Source organism: Coleofasciculus sp. A1-SPW-01 (assembly GCF_040217205.1).
In the GTDB taxonomy this organism is placed as follows: Bacteria; Cyanobacteriota; Cyanobacteriia; order Cyanobacteriales; family Coleofasciculaceae; genus Coleofasciculus; species Coleofasciculus chthonoplastes_A.
Map to the genome: position 1 here is coordinate 1 of NZ_JAVJNP010000227.1, position 16281 is coordinate 16281.

The 16281-nt window shown below is 45.0% G+C and carries 14 protein-coding genes, 1 tRNA gene and 1 pseudogene; 9 read left to right on the top strand and 7 right to left on the bottom strand.

What is annotated here, in order from left to right; genetic code table 11:
* The first annotated feature begins 1 nt into the window (after position 1).
* Positions 2-305 (top strand): annotated as a pseudogene (locus tag RH949_RS31935) (four helix bundle protein).
* A 3-nt stretch (positions 306-308) separates the two neighbouring features.
* On the top strand, positions 309-1481 hold the full coding sequence (locus tag RH949_RS31940; RefSeq protein WP_446358881.1) for a transposase: 1173 nt from the start codon (positions 309-311) through the stop codon (positions 1479-1481).
* A 227-nt stretch (positions 1482-1708) separates the two neighbouring features.
* Here RH949_RS31940 and RH949_RS31945 read toward each other — a convergent pair whose 3' ends face one another.
* From RH949_RS31945 to RH949_RS31965, 5 genes are all read right to left on the bottom strand, one after another.
* Positions 1709-3508 carry an LA_3751/LA_3752 family putative glycosyltransferase gene (locus RH949_RS31945; RefSeq protein WP_446358883.1) on the bottom strand — a complete coding sequence of 600 codons (1800 nt, stop codon included), beginning with the start codon at positions 3506-3508 and terminating at the stop codon, positions 1709-1711.
* Between the two features lie 238 nt (positions 3509-3746).
* Complete coding sequence (locus tag RH949_RS31950) at positions 3747-5066, bottom strand: DUF2330 domain-containing protein (RefSeq protein WP_446358905.1); 1320 nt, start codon at positions 5064-5066, stop codon at positions 3747-3749.
* A 137-nt stretch (positions 5067-5203) separates the two neighbouring features.
* Positions 5204-6094 (bottom strand): RnfABCDGE type electron transport complex subunit D, encoded by an 891-nt coding sequence (locus RH949_RS31955; protein WP_446358885.1) that lies wholly within the window; start codon positions 6092-6094, stop codon positions 5204-5206.
* Positions 6095-6266: 172 nt separating this feature from the next.
* Positions 6267-7223: an alpha/beta fold hydrolase gene (locus RH949_RS31960; RefSeq protein WP_006103791.1), complete on the bottom strand. Its 957-nt coding sequence runs from the start codon at positions 7221-7223 to the stop codon at positions 6267-6269.
* A 195-nt stretch (positions 7224-7418) separates the two neighbouring features.
* On the bottom strand, positions 7419-8144 hold the full coding sequence (locus tag RH949_RS31965) for a hypothetical protein (RefSeq protein ID WP_006103833.1): 726 nt from the start codon (positions 8142-8144) through the stop codon (positions 7419-7421).
* Positions 8145-8709: 565 nt separating this feature from the next.
* Here RH949_RS31965 and RH949_RS31970 point away from each other — a divergent pair.
* From RH949_RS31970 to RH949_RS31995, 6 genes are all read left to right on the top strand, one after another.
* Positions 8710-9246 (top strand): GNAT family N-acetyltransferase, encoded by a 537-nt coding sequence (locus RH949_RS31970; protein WP_006103871.1) that lies wholly within the window; start codon positions 8710-8712, stop codon positions 9244-9246.
* A gap of 59 nt (positions 9247-9305) precedes the next feature.
* Positions 9306-9379, top strand: a tRNA-Pro gene (locus RH949_RS31975).
* Between the two features lie 488 nt (positions 9380-9867).
* Complete coding sequence (locus RH949_RS31980) at positions 9868-10602, top strand: Tic22 family protein (RefSeq protein WP_006103761.1); 735 nt, start codon at positions 9868-9870, stop codon at positions 10600-10602.
* Between the two features lie 37 nt (positions 10603-10639).
* Positions 10640-11569, top strand: coding sequence for a peptide chain release factor N(5)-glutamine methyltransferase (prmC, locus tag RH949_RS31985; RefSeq protein ID WP_446358889.1), 930 nt, complete (start codon positions 10640-10642; stop codon positions 11567-11569).
* A 136-nt stretch (positions 11570-11705) separates the two neighbouring features.
* Positions 11706-12323: an L-threonylcarbamoyladenylate synthase gene (locus tag RH949_RS31990; protein WP_006103877.1), complete on the top strand. Its 618-nt coding sequence runs from the start codon at positions 11706-11708 to the stop codon at positions 12321-12323.
* A 152-nt stretch (positions 12324-12475) separates the two neighbouring features.
* Positions 12476-13495 carry a sensor histidine kinase gene (locus RH949_RS31995; RefSeq protein WP_446358891.1) on the top strand — a complete coding sequence of 340 codons (1020 nt, stop codon included), beginning with the start codon at positions 12476-12478 and terminating at the stop codon, positions 13493-13495.
* Here the strand turns inward: RH949_RS31995 and RH949_RS32000 are convergent.
* Together RH949_RS32000 and RH949_RS32005 are read right to left on the bottom strand one after the other, a co-directional pair.
* Positions 13440-13910 (bottom strand): GNAT family N-acetyltransferase, encoded by a 471-nt coding sequence (locus tag RH949_RS32000; RefSeq protein WP_446358893.1) that lies wholly within the window; start codon positions 13908-13910, stop codon positions 13440-13442. The two genes, RH949_RS31995 and RH949_RS32000, sit on opposite strands and share 56 nt — an antisense overlap.
* A 311-nt stretch (positions 13911-14221) precedes the next feature.
* Positions 14222-14383, bottom strand: a complete 162-nt coding sequence (locus RH949_RS32005; RefSeq protein WP_446358895.1) for a hypothetical protein — start codon at positions 14381-14383, stop codon at positions 14222-14224.
* Positions 14384-14830: 447 nt separating this feature from the next.
* Here RH949_RS32005 and RH949_RS32010 point away from each other — a divergent pair, with 447 nt between their 5' ends.
* Positions 14831-16279 carry an amino acid permease gene (locus tag RH949_RS32010; RefSeq protein WP_446358897.1) on the top strand — a complete coding sequence of 483 codons (1449 nt, stop codon included), beginning with the start codon at positions 14831-14833 and terminating at the stop codon, positions 16277-16279.
* Positions 16280-16281: the final 2 nt, after the last annotated feature.

A 16281-nucleotide genomic window follows, 5' to 3' on the forward strand; every position in this document is an offset into this window, starting at 1 on the left:
AATATCAAAACAATTTCCCCTAGAAGAAAGATACTCTCTAACTGACCAAATTCGACGTTCATCTCGTGCCGTATGTGCTAATCTAGCAGAAGCCTGGAGAAAGAGAAGATATCAAGCATCATTTGTTGCTAAGTTAAATGATTGTGAAGCTGAAAGTGCCGAAACGCTCTCTTTGGCTAAAATTTGCCGTTAAATGCCAGTATATATCAACGGAGCAAGGGAGAGAAATATATCATATATATAATCAAGTGTTAAGGGGGTTAGTCAATATGATTAATCATCCAGAAAACTGGTTAATTGGTTAAGCTATGTTAAGGAATAAACATTTAAAAGACTGGTCAAAAATTGTCTCCTATCATTTTCCTCATTTGTCTTTGCCTGAAGTAGTTGGTTTGGCAACTTGGAGTTTTGGCATGGTGATGACCGGTTCAAGTAGTCTGACCCGAGGATCAGAATTTATCGCCCAAATCAATGGAGAAAAAAGAAATACAGTCAGACAAAGACTGAAAGAATGGTATCAAGATAGTAAAGATAAAAAAGGGGAGAAACGAAGAGAGTTAGATGTTAGCCAATGCTTTGCACCTCTACTCAAGTGGATTCTCAGTTTATGGAAGTCTGAAGACAAATGTCTACCCTTAGCAATAGATGCAACTAATATTGGTCAGAATTTTACTGTTCTTTCCCTTCATGTTCTTTATCAAGGTTGTGGCATTCCCGTAGCGTGGAAAATTGTTAAAGGTACAGAAAAAGGTTCTTGGAAACCTCATTGGCTTCATATTTTTCACTATGTCAAGGATGTAGTCCCCGACTATTGGCAAGTCATCGTATTAGCGGATAGGGGACTATATGCTGACTGGCTATTTGAGGCAAGTTGCTCCTTAAATTGGCATCCTTTTTTAAGAATTAATCACCAAGGAAACTATCAAATTAGATGTACTCCGAAATGGAGACATTTAGATACAGTTGCCCCAAGAGTAGGAACAAGTTGGTCGGGTCATGTTACTTGTTTTAAGAACCATTCACTTGAATGTACTTTATTAGCACGTTGGGATGAAGGATATAAAGAACCTTGGTTAATTGTTACGGACTTAGAACCGACACAAGCTCAGAGCTTTTGGTATGGTTTACGTGCTTGGATTGAATCAAGTTATCGAGATATTAAAAGCGATGGATGGCAGTGGCAGAAAACTCGTTTAAGAGAACCAGACCGAGCTGAAAGAATTTGGTTAGCCATGGCAATAGCAACACTCTGGACAGTAACTGTAGGGAGTGAAGAAAAGTCACATCAATCACAACAGTTCAACGAGCAACAGAATCCTGATTATCGGATAAATTCAAAATCGGAGTTAAGAAAAAAAACGAGGGAAATTTCTTGCTTTTTGCAAGGCTTAATCAACATTATTGCCGATTTAATTTGTGGTAAAACTATTTCCTTGAAGGGTTTATTTCCACGACAATCTTTTTCTCTAAATACGTCTTGAACTCTACAAGTCTTCTCTTCCTTGTCTACTTTCCTTCCTTGTCCTCCAAGTCTTGTCCCCACCCTAAGGTAAAAAACCTACACCTGTCAGCTGGGGGTGAGGGGCTTCTAGCTTTCACCGGAAGTCTCTTGCGCCTGGGAAAATCGGGGCGGGTTTAATCACATCTGGATGCAACCGAAAAGATAGTTGTAAAACCCGCCCCTACACAATTCGCCCCCATAAAGGAATTACTCTGATTCCTCCAGAATCAATGCATTATAAATAGGATACTTACCAAACTCTCCTACTTCAGATAACTCAATCCTAAATCGCTGATTATCCTGACTAAACCTCCTCACGGCTGAACCCTCTTCCGGCGGCTGACACGGGCGAAACGGATAGCAAACATACGTAAATTCTTGCTCCCCTTCCTCCACCAACCTTTTCCCTAATTGCACCAAATCCTGACTCGTTTGAGCTTTAAAAAATACCTTGTCTCCCTGCAACCCCGGTTCTATCGCTTGGGCGACAAATTGATGAGAAACAGCAATCACAGGATTCGGCTGTTTCTGTAAGACTTGAATCGCGGGTAATATACCATCGTGATTTTCCTGTAAAAACTTGACCCCCGCATAACTATTTTTATGAATACTCACCAGCAAAAGGGCAGCAAAGCCAACGATACCGATATACTTTAACCCCCCTGACGAGACATTCAGGATAAACTCTAACTGCTTCGTCGCCAACAAACAAATAATCGGCACGAGAAGCAATAAAAACCTGGCTCCCCATTGTTTACCGCCAGCAATTAAACCCGCCGTTCCCTCTGGCACCATTAAGGAGACGAGGATGATAAAGAGTAATCCACCGCCATAAATTAGGATCATTTCCCAATTCAACCTTACATCATATTGCTTCAGCCACGCCAGAAACAACAATCCCGCTAAAACCAAAAGCCATAAAACTTTGTACATCCTCCCCTGAATTACCGCAAGTCCAACAACAGCCGTTATCCCAAAACTTAATCCCAACAGAACCATCGTTGGTATCGTTAACCGCCTGTGGGAGTTTCTACCCAACCCAAGCAACAGGTAAGCAAGGGCAAAAAAAGTAATCGGAAAAAACTCAAACAGAGCCAAGCTTAATCCCTGAAAATTTTTCCATCCTCCTAACAGTCGTTCAGATAAACCTGTTTCCTCCACCACTTGAATCCCATGGATACCCAAAGGATGGTTATAAATGAGTTTATTCGAGAGAAAGAACAAGCAAACCGTGGCAATTAGACTAATCGCAAAAATTTCTTGGTGTTCCGTCACATAGGATAGCTGACTCAGATTAAACCACTCAATCCTAAACTGTTGCCTCACCCAATTCCACAACGACACAGCATAGACAAAAACGATAATTAAACTCACTAACGCTAAAAATTCAGGTCTAAACCAAACTGAACCGCCAATGAGAATACCGCTAACGATAACCCGCCTAATCGATAGCGGTTGATTTTGTCGAGGAAAGAAGAACAACGCTAACCCTAACCATGCCAATGCTAAGGCGAGAGTATGCTCCCAATACATCGCACTGTAGAGGGTTAACGGTGAGGCAAATATTAAAACAATTAAAGCCACTGATGCAATCGTCTGGGACAATTCTAACCGTTTACATACCCAGTAACAGGTTAACCAGATTACCCAGGTTGACACCAGCGGAATAATATATAATCCGCGATAGCCAAACAAAGCCTGGAAGGGAGCCGTTACCAGGGGGAAGGTATAGGGAAACGTAATAAAATAGCGATCATTGATATAATAAACAAACGGTTCTTCAAAGGGATACAACCCATTCTGCCAAAGTTGACGTACCCAAGGTAAGGAAGGAGACACCAAATCAAACCGAAATTGACCTTGGCTCAACTGTTTCGCCAATAACGCCTTCAATCCCGCATCACCACTAAAGAAAACCCCCTCAGGTATTAGCCATTGTAGGTACAAGGAAAATAAAATACCAACACCAATAATAATGAGAGGTAACTTATAGTCTTTTATTGTCATTTTTGATATACCGTAGGGTGGGCATTGCCCACCAACCTTAAGCCAATACCATTCAATTTAAAATACAATGCACTATTTAGGCAGTGATTATCTATATTATCCTAGATCAGAACCCTACAGATAGGCAGCATGTCAGGTTTACACGCCATACCCCAGTTACCCCGATAAGTTGGGTTTTGTCCCTCAACCCAACCTACTGGCGTTGACATGCATTCTATAGATAACCATCACGCCCTCGTTAATTCCAAATCCTGCGCCACCAGCGACTCGGTTTAGTCCCAGGAATATCCATTTTCCGACGAATATCGCCAATTTGCCATCCCGTCAGCTTGGCTAATGTCTGCGCCTCTTGTTCAAATCGCTGATTCAACGTCCGTTTATACTCATCAGCGGCGGGACAATTCATTTCCCCGGTGTAAGGATGTCGCAGTACATATCGACCTTGAAAATTTTGCCGACTCCCTGTTTCTTGAAACATTAAATCTTCGGGAAATGTATCACGAGTGTAGCGAACGTGTAAACGGCTAATAAACACATTATTCGGTGCATTAGAATCCAACCAAAACACACCCGCTTGCTCTAATTCATCCCGGCTTAATGGGTCAGCTGCACAGGGATCGCACCATCCCATATCCCAGGCATATTCTAAAAATGCCACTTTTTTCTGTTCTTGCTCATACGCCGTCTCAAACATGGCTTTATAGAATTGATCAAACTCATCCTTAACAAATAGAGGAAGTCCCACATTAGACGGGATTTGAACCGTGCGATAATTCGTGACTTCTGCTTGACCGTTGCGGGATAAAATATAAACAATTAAATCTTGCTCAGTAGTAGCATTAATCATCCCTAAACGAATCGGTAACATAAAACGCGGCGATTCATAAGCCATCTGTAAAGGGCGAAGTAATTGAGAACCCCCTGATTCAAATTCTTTCAGATTAACTTTCGCCACAAAAAACTTCATATCTTGGCGAATATAAGGTTGCAGTAGCCGACTAGCACCACGGGGGATGCGATAATCATTACGCCTCAGCCAGGTTTCCAACCCATCCGATTCTTTAGCACTAAGAATTAAAATATCGTATTCGCCAACCGAAAAACGAGATTCTATCGTAACACCTAAAGCACTATCTTCCCGATTTCCTGCACTATTATCTGCTGATGATGTTACTCCTCCTGATAAAGAGCGAAGTTCCCTTGGTGCAGGAGGAATACAGGGATTCGGATCAAAATATTCCACCAATCGCGGCGCACTAAACCCATCCAGTCGTTCGATAATCTTCGGATTTGCTACCTGTACCTGTTCTTGTTCTAGAACCACAGGAACAGGCACAACCAAGGCAAAATCTTTAACATCGCCTTGATAGTCATTCGCCATCGTCAAAATTGTGCGATCGCCATCCCGTGCGATAATCACTTGAGAGGCTTGGTTATAAAGCTTTGTATCTGCTTTGGCTACATAAAATCCACAAAAAGCCAAGGCTTTTGGCGCAAATATCATGATGGCAAAAACTGCCAAAGCTAACGCAATTAATACCTGTAATAGCTTTTTCATCATTTCCTCACATTTTCGTCATTGGTCATTGGTCATTGGTCATTGGTCATTCCTAAGATATTAGCGTAGAATTAAACAACTTAATGAGAATAAATTTAACCACATTAACTTACTTGCTGAATTTTTCTATTTACCAATCAACCGTCACCGGAAAACCTCCAAACAAATCTTGGTGATGACCAAATCCAATCCAACAGTAGTGTTAGGGGAGAAAGGACAAATAACGCCCAGAAAACTGCTGTAGACATAAAGAAATGATTTCGCAGAATAAAGGTTAAAATCGCAATACTGACAGCCCAGAGTAAACGACTCACCCTAGCATTGGGAATTGAGCGAGGATCAGTTAACATAAACAGGGCAAACAACAAAAACGAGCCACTCATCAACCGATGCACCCAGACATCCCACGTCCAGCCCAACCAAAGATTGCGAACAGCTTCGAGTAACGCATAAGCACTGAAAAAAGCCGCCGTTGTATCCCAACGCCCCACCCGTTTTAAAATCATGCCCCCAGTTCCGGCAAATAATAGAATATACCAACCCCCCTCTCCCCACTGTCCTGGAGAAACCCAGGCATCCTTTGTCAGGATTAAAACTGAAATTATGCCAAAATTAGCCGGATTTAAAAAATGTTTGCCTTGGAATCGAAACAGAAATTTACTTAAAATCGCCAGTACCCCCGCCAAGATCATCGTGCTGTACTGATCGACTCGCAGGAGTAAACTTAACCCCAATGCCGTAATCATGGCACTTTTGAGGGATATTAGGGACGTTTTGAGTGTAGAGACGTGCCATGGCACGTCTGTAGGGGCGGGTTTAGGAGTAACGTTTGTGCAAAACCCGCCCTGACGGAGTTTTGACTTAGAGATAGACCAAAGCTTAAGGCTAATATACTGGGTCAGCAAACAAGTCGCGATCGCAACACCAATAAACTGAGGCTGTAATGTCCAATCTCTCGTGCCAATACCCAATACCAGAAAGAGTGAGAGAAACAGAATCTGATAGTCTCTGGGATCATGTTGCTGCATTTGAGTAGAAAAATAGGGAAAGGGAAAGGAATTCAGATGCCAGCCCGGTTCTGAACCTCCAATCCCTAGGAAAGCGATCGTGTACTGATTTGTGCCTGTAATCCTGTTGCCAGTATGTCCTCCCTCGATCTTTACCTCTGACTTGTTACAGTTTTTGTAACTGTACTTAAGCTCAACTCACAGACTCCGCCAAAATCCTGCGAATTTGAGTATCTACAATATTGGGTTGTTCCACCATTGCCAGGTGACCACAATTAGGAATTTCAATCACATTAGCACCGCCATTTTGAAAAAGCTTATGGAAGCTAGCCAGATGGCGTACATATTTGGGAGCCATTACTCTATCATTCGCACCTGCCAAAAAATACACAGGCTGCTGAAGCTGTGAAACCATCTGAGGCAAACGGTGAACCTCAGCCTCGGTTGTCGAATCCAAGAGACTCCTCAGTGCTGCTTCTGGGTGAGCCACAACAAAATCAATCACCCGTTGTCGTCCCCAACGACGTGCCAGGGGACGCGCCACCTGTGCCCGTGTAAACAGTACATCAATCAAGGGCAGATAACATAACCACTGAGGGCGGCGTTTGACTAACTGTTTCCCTACATTCCGAAATCGTTCAAACTCTTCTTTCAAATAAATGCCACCCCCCGCATTCAGACAAATCACCCCCTTGACTCGTTCTGAAGCCACTGATGCGCCCCACAAGGCAATACTGCCACCTAGAGAGTGACCAATCAGCCAAGCGTTATCGATATCCAGCTTTTCGAGTAGAATACCCAAGTCCCTAGCATAAGCCGCAAGGCTGTAGTTACTGGCTGATAAACGAGTGGCATCAACGTCTGCCGATGTTAATGCCGCATTATCCTTCGCACCCGCCCCGCCTGAGGTGGTAGCCCGCGAAGCCGATTCGGTTTTTGGTGGTTTATCTGTTGGGGATTGAGAATCACCAAATCCCCGCAAATCATAAACTAAACATTGATAATCATCATCTAATCGATCAATCAGTGGTTGCCAATAGTTACGACTTAAAAGCCAGCCATGGATAAAGACCAAAACTGGGGAAGAGGATGCCTTGGGAGGCGTTAATTCGTAGGCGTGGGTAGCCCCTAGAATCTCAATCGTTGCCATATATCCATCCTATCCGAGAATTGGGACAGGTGGTGAAGAGGGTGAGGGGGCGATGGGGGAGCTGGGGGAGATGGGGGAGCTGGGGGAGATGGGGGAGCTGGGGGAGATGGGAAGTTATAGCAACCGCCATGGCTGTTAGGACACATCATTACATCATTTATGTAGAGACGCGCCATGGCGCGTCTCTACTCAGGGTCAAAACCGACGCCCTAATAGTCTTTGTCGAACGCTTTCGGCAATTTTCTGACCTAAATATTCGGGAATCAAGTTCTCATTGGGACCGAGCAAGTAGAGAATAAGGCGGGTACGTCCACGCCAGACGAGTAAGTTAGCATTGACGACGAGTAAGTCTTCTTGCCAGACGGCGTACATTACCTTATAAAATAATCCCGGCTGGTTATCAGCTTCAATTAACAGGGCGGGTAGATGAAATACTGGATCGACATAGAACTCAGTTTCGACTTGTTCTAAGCCAGCATCCAGATTAAATTCCACCGCCAGCATTTCTTCGACTTCAAAACGTCCCGCCAACGCCTCCCGAATGGCACGGCAGACATTATCGGCTGTTTTTGGGGTTAGGGCTTTGCTACCACGGGATACGACTAGCTTAATGAACACCAACATGGGGGGATTGATTTGACCATGAAGACTCAGGCTGTGAATCGTCAGTCCATAAGCCGCTAAAACCCCGAAAATATCGCTGAGGAGAAAAGACTGGTTACGGTAGGCAAAATGTAGAGCGCTTTTCGAGCCTTCGGGTTTGATCTCAATAACGACACGCCGAGTTTTGTAGAGTTTATAAGCCAGTCTCAGGTTTTGCAATTGGATCTCACTACTGACAAACTGCTCATAAAATTCTGGAAACGCCCGGTTGAAGCGCTTCAGCAGTTCTAGTGTTGATGATTTCAGACCCGCAGCCATAAGTAGGGGGAGAAGGCGTTCGCTTTGGTTAAAAGCTTTTAGGATAGACCAGCAAGCTCAGCCTCAAGGCAAAAACCTGCCGTATCTGGTTAATCTCTCACAAATTCGGCACAATAGCCTCAGTCTAGCTAAAGAAGGTCTTGCCCTGAGTCACGATTTGCCACTGACAGCCAAACTTTAAGTGTAGGCGATTAGCGTAGGGATAGGGTCAAATTGGGTGTTTACATAAGACGTTGTTGCTTGGCTGTAAGAGCAAGCTTTGGTCATAATGGTTATCGGAGCGTATTGCGCCAATTGTGGTACGATAAGCATGTCAGGTGAAAGTTGTCCTACCGGGGGTCACTCCGAAAGTTGTGCATGATCAGAGACAACTCCACACACTGACTTGATGGAGTGCAGTGTGGGGCTTCTGAAAGCCTTTGTCATTAGCCTGAGTGCTACCGTTCAAAACGTCAAAGTTTTGAATAATCGTCAAGCTAACCCGTTAGATACGTCTAGCCTTAATTAGCTTGGGCTAGGTCTTGTGTAACGGATAACCAGTATAAAATGCTATAGCCACATCGGCATGGGTTTTTGGAAGAGCTTTTTTGGCAGTGCTGACACTGCTTCGACATCGACAAAATTTGAAGGGGATACCATTTCAAATTTCAGCGAGTCTCCTGCGTCTGGCGATCGCGCTGATAATGGGCGTATCCTATTTAGTACGGATCGAGAATTTGATTTGTATGAATTAGAGGAGCTTTGCGACGCCGTGGGTTGGTCAAGACGACCGATGCGGAAAGTTCGTAAAGCGATTCAATATAGTTTCCTTGTCGTGTCCATGTGGCAACAGCGAGGGAACACGAGGCGTCTGATTGGTTTTGCCCGGGCTACGTCTGACCATGCCTTTAATGCCACAATTTGGGATGTGGTGGTTCACCCCCAATTCCAAGGTAAGGGGCTGGGTAAGGCGTTGATGAAGTACACTATTAAGAAACTTCGCAGTGAAGATATCAGCAATATCACTCTCTTTGCCGATCCCCAAGTGGTCAATTTTTATCGGCAAATGGGATTTATGGCTGATCCCGAAGGCATCAAAGGCATGTTCTGGTATCCTGACTAATTTTTGTGCGATTGAGACTGGGCAATTTGGACGCTAAGGTATATTATCAAGATATGCATCGGGATGTAGCGCAGCTTGGTAGCGCGCCTGCTTTGGGAGCAGGATGTCGCAGGTTCAAATCCTGTCATCCCGATTTTTTAGAACAAGTTATAGCAGTAGACACATCGATTAGGACTTTCGGCATCTTTGTAGAGAGGTTGCATGCAACCTCTCTACATAATAAATGATATGTCCTAACAGCTATGGTGGTTGCTATAAATTAGAGCAAATAAAAACAAAGGGATCGGCGTGGTTTTTAGTTAATCTATTATAGTAACATTAACTCAAATCTTAAACAAGTGGAACTCTAGGGAATTGAACCCAGTCAGTTTTCTTAACTCAGACAAGACTAGGAACGTTCAGGTTTACCTGACTCAACTCTCGTCACTGGTGACAGCTAAACGTCAATCGTAACTATCGTCACTATCGATAGTGCCAGGAAAACAGCCTAGCTCAAGATGGATAGACTCTATCTTACGATTTCAAGCGATTTCTTCAATTCACGAGAGAGATGTCATCATCAAGTGAGAGCGGTATCCTAGTTTTAATGAGATAGTACGCGAGAATTCAAGAGGCAATTGTATGAAATCATTAGTTCGCTGGAGTGCAACATTAGGCTTAGTGGGGACTACCCTCCTAGGCTCCTTTTTGGGGGGAAATCTGCGGGCGCTGGCTTTGACCGAACAGCAAGTGATGGAAAAGTTACAAACCGTACCTGTATTTACGGTTACTGATGGAGAAGGCTCACCCTTAGTCGCCTCTATTCCTAGTCAGAACAATCAGAATGAAGCAGTTGCAGGCGTCTTTATTAGCCAGAGGGATGCAGAAGCCTTTGTGGAACGATTGAAGCGGGAAAAACCTGAGTTGGGGAACCAAGTCCGGGTTGTGCCTGTATCATTAGCAGAAGTATACCAACTTGATCAACAGAGTCAAAACCAACCGAATGGTCTAGATTTTGCCTATATTCCAGTGCAGCAGCAAGTGCAGTCCGCCCAACAGCTTCTGGGTCAAGGGCAAGAATTTCGGGGTGTCCCTCTGTTTGTGGCAAAAGGAGGTCAACAAGGAGGGTATTTAACGATTCAACAAGAGGGTCAGCAAGTCATTCCCTTTTTCTTTGACAAAGAGCAGTTACAGAATTTGGTCAACCGCTTTAAGGAACAACAGCCTAACCTGGCTTCGAGTGTTCAGATCCAGGTTGTGCCGCTAGAGGGTATTATTAATACATTGCAGACTCAGGATAACCCTCAACTTGAGCAAATTCTACTCATTCCTTCGCAAGAATCTTTACAATTTTTGCGTCAATCCTCTTCTCAATAGATCTAAATTAGGCTAAAGGGAATCAGGTTAATTACTCATGGCTACAACGCCAGAGCCATCCTCTAGGACATTGGCAGTATCGGGTCAAAACCTCTGGCTGTGGCGACAAGAAGCCCGTCGGTCGGCTGTAGAGGCTGATATCCCTGTCGCTGAAGTCGATTGGTTGCTTCAAGAGGTCGCAGGACTTGATCCTCTATCGCTGCGCCTAGAGTCGTTTAAGGCGCGATCGCACATCGAATTACGTTATCCGCTGCCAGTTCTTACTCAACTCTGGCAGCGGCGTCTTTGTGATCGCTTGCCTGTACAGTATTTAGTGGGGATCACTCCTTGGCGGCGTTTTTCGCTGAAGGTGTCGCCTGCGGTTCTGATTCCTCGACCGGAAACGGAGTATTTAATTGATTTAGCAGTTAGTGCGACGGGACAAAGTGCAACACCCCAACTCGATGCTGGACAGTGGGCAGATTTAGGGACAGGGAGTGGTGCGATCGCGTTAGGATTAGCGGAGGCGTTTCGGAGTGCGACAATTCACGCCGTTGATTACAGTCATGATGCTCTCGCTATTGCCCAACTGAATGCTCAACAGCTAGGATTTGAGTCAAGAATCCAATTTTATCAAGGGTCGTGGTTGTCCCCCTTGGCATCACTCAAAGGTCAATTGAGTGGTATAGTATCCAATCCTCCCTATATTCCTAGAGATGAGCTACAACAGTTACAGCCAGAAGTCCGAGATCACGAACCGCTTATGGCACTGGACGGGGGAATTGATGGTCTAGACTGCATTCGCCACCTGATTAGGACTGCTCCCGATTACCTGCGTCCTGGAGGCGTTTGGATAATAGAAATGATGGCAGGACAAGGTGATACCGTTGCTCAGTTGTTGCATCAACAGGGACGTTATTGTCAGATTCAGATTCTCCCCGATTTAGCCGGAATTGACCGTTTTGCTTTGGCGTATCGACAGGAATAATTAGTAATTAATAATGAATAGCTGATACGTGGCTATTGATAGGTCAGACAGTAAGACAAATTTTGACTTTTGTCTTCCTTTCTCAGACAATATTAAATATTTCCCGGAAACTCTTGGAGTATTATATAACCTCAATATGACTCATGTCTTCATGTCTGCCCTAGTGGCTGGCGCTAATTCTGGTCAGATCGTAAGCTTTCCCACCGATACGATACCCGCTCTCGCTGTACGACCGGATTATGCAGAATTGATATTTACGCTGAAGCAGCGAAGCAATAACAAACCCTTAATTTTAATGGGTTCATTCCCATCATCACTTTGGTCTTATGTCAAGGGGACAGACGCCGAATTAGAGATTTGGCAGCAAGTGGCAAAGCACTATTGGCCCGGAGCCTTAACCTTAGTGTTACCCGCTTCGGATAAAGTTCCGGCGGCGATGAACCCCACAGATCCGACCACAATTGGCTTGCGGGTTCCCGACTCTAGAGTCGCGATCGCAATTTTGTCCCAGACGGGTCCTTTAGCTACGACGAGCGCCAACGTCTCTGGGAAACCTCCCTTACATACAATGCCAGAAATTGAGGCAGAGTTTCCAGAGGTGCTGACGCTTCATCCCACCGAATCCAAAGAATTAGAGGAGCGTCACCCCTATAGCAAAGGCGCACCCTCTACGGTGGTGAAATGGACAGGAGACGGATGGCAAATTTTGCGCCAAGGCGCTGTCTCATTCGACTGTTCCCTGTCTAAGGGGTGATGACTCTTGGGAAAAGGGGCTATGCTTGAGCTGAAAGCGGGTATGGCAAAACTAAAAATAGAATTCATTAGTCTACTACCCCAGCCAAATAAAAGATTGTGGATGGGGAGTCCCGCGAATTACGTTGAAAAGTTTGAAAAAATATGGGCAACATGGAGCTGATCTATCTGGTAGTCGGTATTGTCATGGGACTTGTTGTCAGCCGCGCTACTCGTTCCAGCAAACAGCCAGAAGGTTCAACGATACCAGAACCGCAACTGTCAAAACCCGAGGAATCCCAGCCAGCTAAGGCGGAACCTGTGAAAGAGACGGAATCCGTGAAAGAGACGGAACCCGTGAAAGAGGATGAACTACAGCCTCTGAAGCAGGAACTCGAGCAAACCCGACTGGCTTACCAAATGGCGCATGAAATGAGCCAGTATAAAGCTGGCTTCTTGGCGCGGACATCCCACGAACTGCGATCGCCCCTGAGTAGTTTGATGGGGATGCATCAGCTCATTTTGTCCGATTTATGTGACTCACCGGAAGAAGCTAAGGAATTCGTGGCTCAAGCCCATACCTCGGCGCAGAAGATGGTAAAACTTTTAGATGAGGTGATTGCTGTCGCCAAAACGGAACACGGTACTAATCGTCTAGAGACTCGCCCTCTGCAATTGAGCCAATGCTTTGAAGAACTCGAAGTCCTCACCCACATGCAAGCCGGGAATCGTAATCTGCGGCTGAAAGTGATTTCCCCTGACCCAGAAATAGAAGTCTTAGCTGATCCCCGGCGTTTTCGTCAGGTATTAGTGGGAATGGTGGACAGCGCTATTGTACAAATGGAAGAAGGGACGATTCAGGTTTCTACAGCCAATTCTGACAACCCCCAGATGGTGAATATCTGGATTGATGTAGAATGTCCCAACTCGATTTGGTGTGAAGCCGTTGATTTACTCTCCGACACTAATGACTCAGAGGAACAGGAAACAACCTCATCCACTACCTCACCCGGTATGAATTGGTTGATGGTGCAAACCTTGGTGGAGATGATGAAGGGACGCTTGGAACTATTACCGATTCCTGGGAAAGAACCAAGCGACGATTCAGTTACAGACACTTGTATCCGGTTACAATGTTCTATGCCTCTAGCAACTCCGGAGATGATCGAGCGGGTGTTGGCAGAGCAGTCATGAGCGGTTGATTATATAGCACCATTGTGGTTGTGGTGTTACCTTCAAAACCAATGCGTTCGTAGAAGCGTTGTTGATGAGTAGTCATTAAATAAACTCGCTCAACCCGACACAGTTTGGGGTGACTAAGGACGGTTTCGACCAGCTTGCGTCCCAAGCCAACGCCGCGATAGTCGGGGTGAATGACCACATCCCAAATCGTGGCGCGGTAAATCCCATCGGAGGTGGCGCGAGCAAATCCAATCAGGCGTTGGTCATCCCATACGGTAATTACAGGTTCACTATTGGCGATCGCGATTTTCCAGTCTTCAATGCTGCGATCCTTTGCCCAGAAAGCATTGAGGCGAAACAGAGCCTGGAGCTGGACATAATCGATTTGAGCGGCGCGATCGCAAAATTGAATAGTACGGCAATCCATGTTTACCTAAACTCCTTTTTGGTGGTCAAAGGTTATCTCACTCGTGATGCAAATGTCTCGATCTTTTCAGTTAAAGATGTACCCCATCTCAGTTTGGTTGACTTGGGGAAAAACCTTCCGAATTTAGTTAGTTTGGAGACGACTCACCTGAGTGTTAATTGGTTTTAGGGTTAGGGTAAATTTTATCGGGACTCAGGTGGGATGATTGATTTTCTGTCCTATTGTGAGTTGACGATTTAATTTCTTTCACCAAAAATTGTAGCGTTTCTAACAATAAATGCAAGAGAGAGAAGCGTTTTTTTGTTAGGAAATTATAACATTTGGCTAGCAGTATCATAATTGTCCTTGAGTGTCAAATTATCGACGAATTGTGCCTGGATAGATAAAAACCATACAAAGTAGTGAGCGAGACGCCAAAGTATAGCAGTAGACACATCGATTAGGACAAACGAACTGTTGTAGAGACGCGCCATGGCGCGTCTCTTAGCTGAGGTTGTTTATTCGTTACACGATAAAAAAAATGCTATGAATCGCTTCGACAGCCTGGAATCATTTTGTCATACAACTATCAAGCTAAGTCCCGTATTTGCGTAATACACTTTGATTGATTTTTCTAAGGAAATACCTCTATGTCAACACTTAAGCCAGCTTTGCTGTCAATCCGGATCTGTATTACGTTTACCCGAAGAATGAAATGATGCGGTTAAAGAACTAGATGGGACTTGCTTTTCTCTCAGCAAGCAACCTGGTTCTTCGCAATTAGCAATCAGCAATGAACGGGCGGCATCCGTTTTTTCTCTCAACTGGGGAAAAAAGGTCAGGAAACGCCGCCCAATCTGGTGAGCTTAACCAATCAAATGTTTGAGCTGAATGAATGGTTATTGGGGTGCAAGGTAAACAGTTGAGGATAAAGTTTATCGATGCAACATTCTCAAGGTATTGCTACTTACGAAACAGTAAATAATGGTTATATCAGACGGCGACAACTTCAAGGAAATGCTGGTAGTTTACTCTTATGGGGTTTAGGGGTTGGCGCTGTTATCTCAGGTGATTTCTATGGTTGGAACTATGGTTTAGCCGCCGGAGGATTCTGGGGGTTTAGTATTGCCGCTGTCTTGATGGCAATTATGTATCTCTGTTTGGTCTATAGCAGTGCTGAACTCTCAGCCGCCCTCCCCCATGCGGGCGGATTCTACTCGTTCACCCGTTATGCCCTCGGTCCTTTTTGGGGCTTTATTTGTGGGATTACGGTTACGATTGAATATGTTCTCGCCAACGCAGCGCTGGTGTTCAGTTTAAGCAATTACCTCAAGCCCTTATTTCCCAATCTGCCCAGTTTTTTTATCTGGGTATTTGCCTACGCTGTTTTTTTGGCAATTAATATCCGAGGTTTTGAACTGAGTGTGACAGTCTGTCTTTGGCTAACCATCATCGCGATGACAGTATTAGCCATCTTCTATGTGAGTATGCTGGTATCGGGTGAATTCAATTTTGACCTGCTGTTTAATATTCCGGCTGAACCGGGACAATCAGAAACCTGGTTACCAAATGGCTGGTTTGGAGTGTTTGGCGCGATTCCTTTTGCAATTTGGTTGTATCTGGCGATTGAACAATTACCGATGACGGCAGAGGAAACCGATGATGTGCCTCGAAATATGCCAACGGGAATGATTTCTGGTATGGTTACCCTGATTATTCTGTCAATTTTCACCGTAGTGATTAACTCCGGTGTTGGCGGGGGCGCGGTGGCGATTGGGCAATCCGATGCTCCCCTGCAAGATGGGTTAGAGGCTTATTTTGGCGCCGGCGCAACCAGTACCATTGTCACAGCACTGGCGCTGATTTGTGGTTTAATTGCCAGTCTCCACGGTAATATGTTTGCTTACGGACGGATTATTTTCTCCCTATCCCGTGCTGGGTACTTTCCCCGCTGGTTATCAGTCACAAGTAAAAATCATACCCCCCATCGGGCATTAATTGCCGGGGCGACGATTGGATTTATCTGTGTGCTACTGGTGAGTACCGGTATTCAAGCTGTCGATGCTGTGATTTTGAATATGGCGGTGTTTGGGGCATTAATTTCCTATATTTTGGTCATGGTTAGCTACATGAAGCTGAAAGGGAATCCCTATTTACCGAAACCCTACGAAAGCCCATTGGGAACAGCGGGAGCATTTGTGGGTTTGGCTTTAGCCACATTTGCTTTAGTTGCTTGTATTTCTATCCCTGATTACAGAGGCGGTGTTTGGGGGATTGGCATAGCGCTGATTGTGGCAAGTGTTTACTTTTTAGTGTTCCGGAGTAATCGACTGGTGGCTCAAGCCCCGGAAGAAGCGACGGCGTTGGGATTAACGGGGTATCAGGATTGACA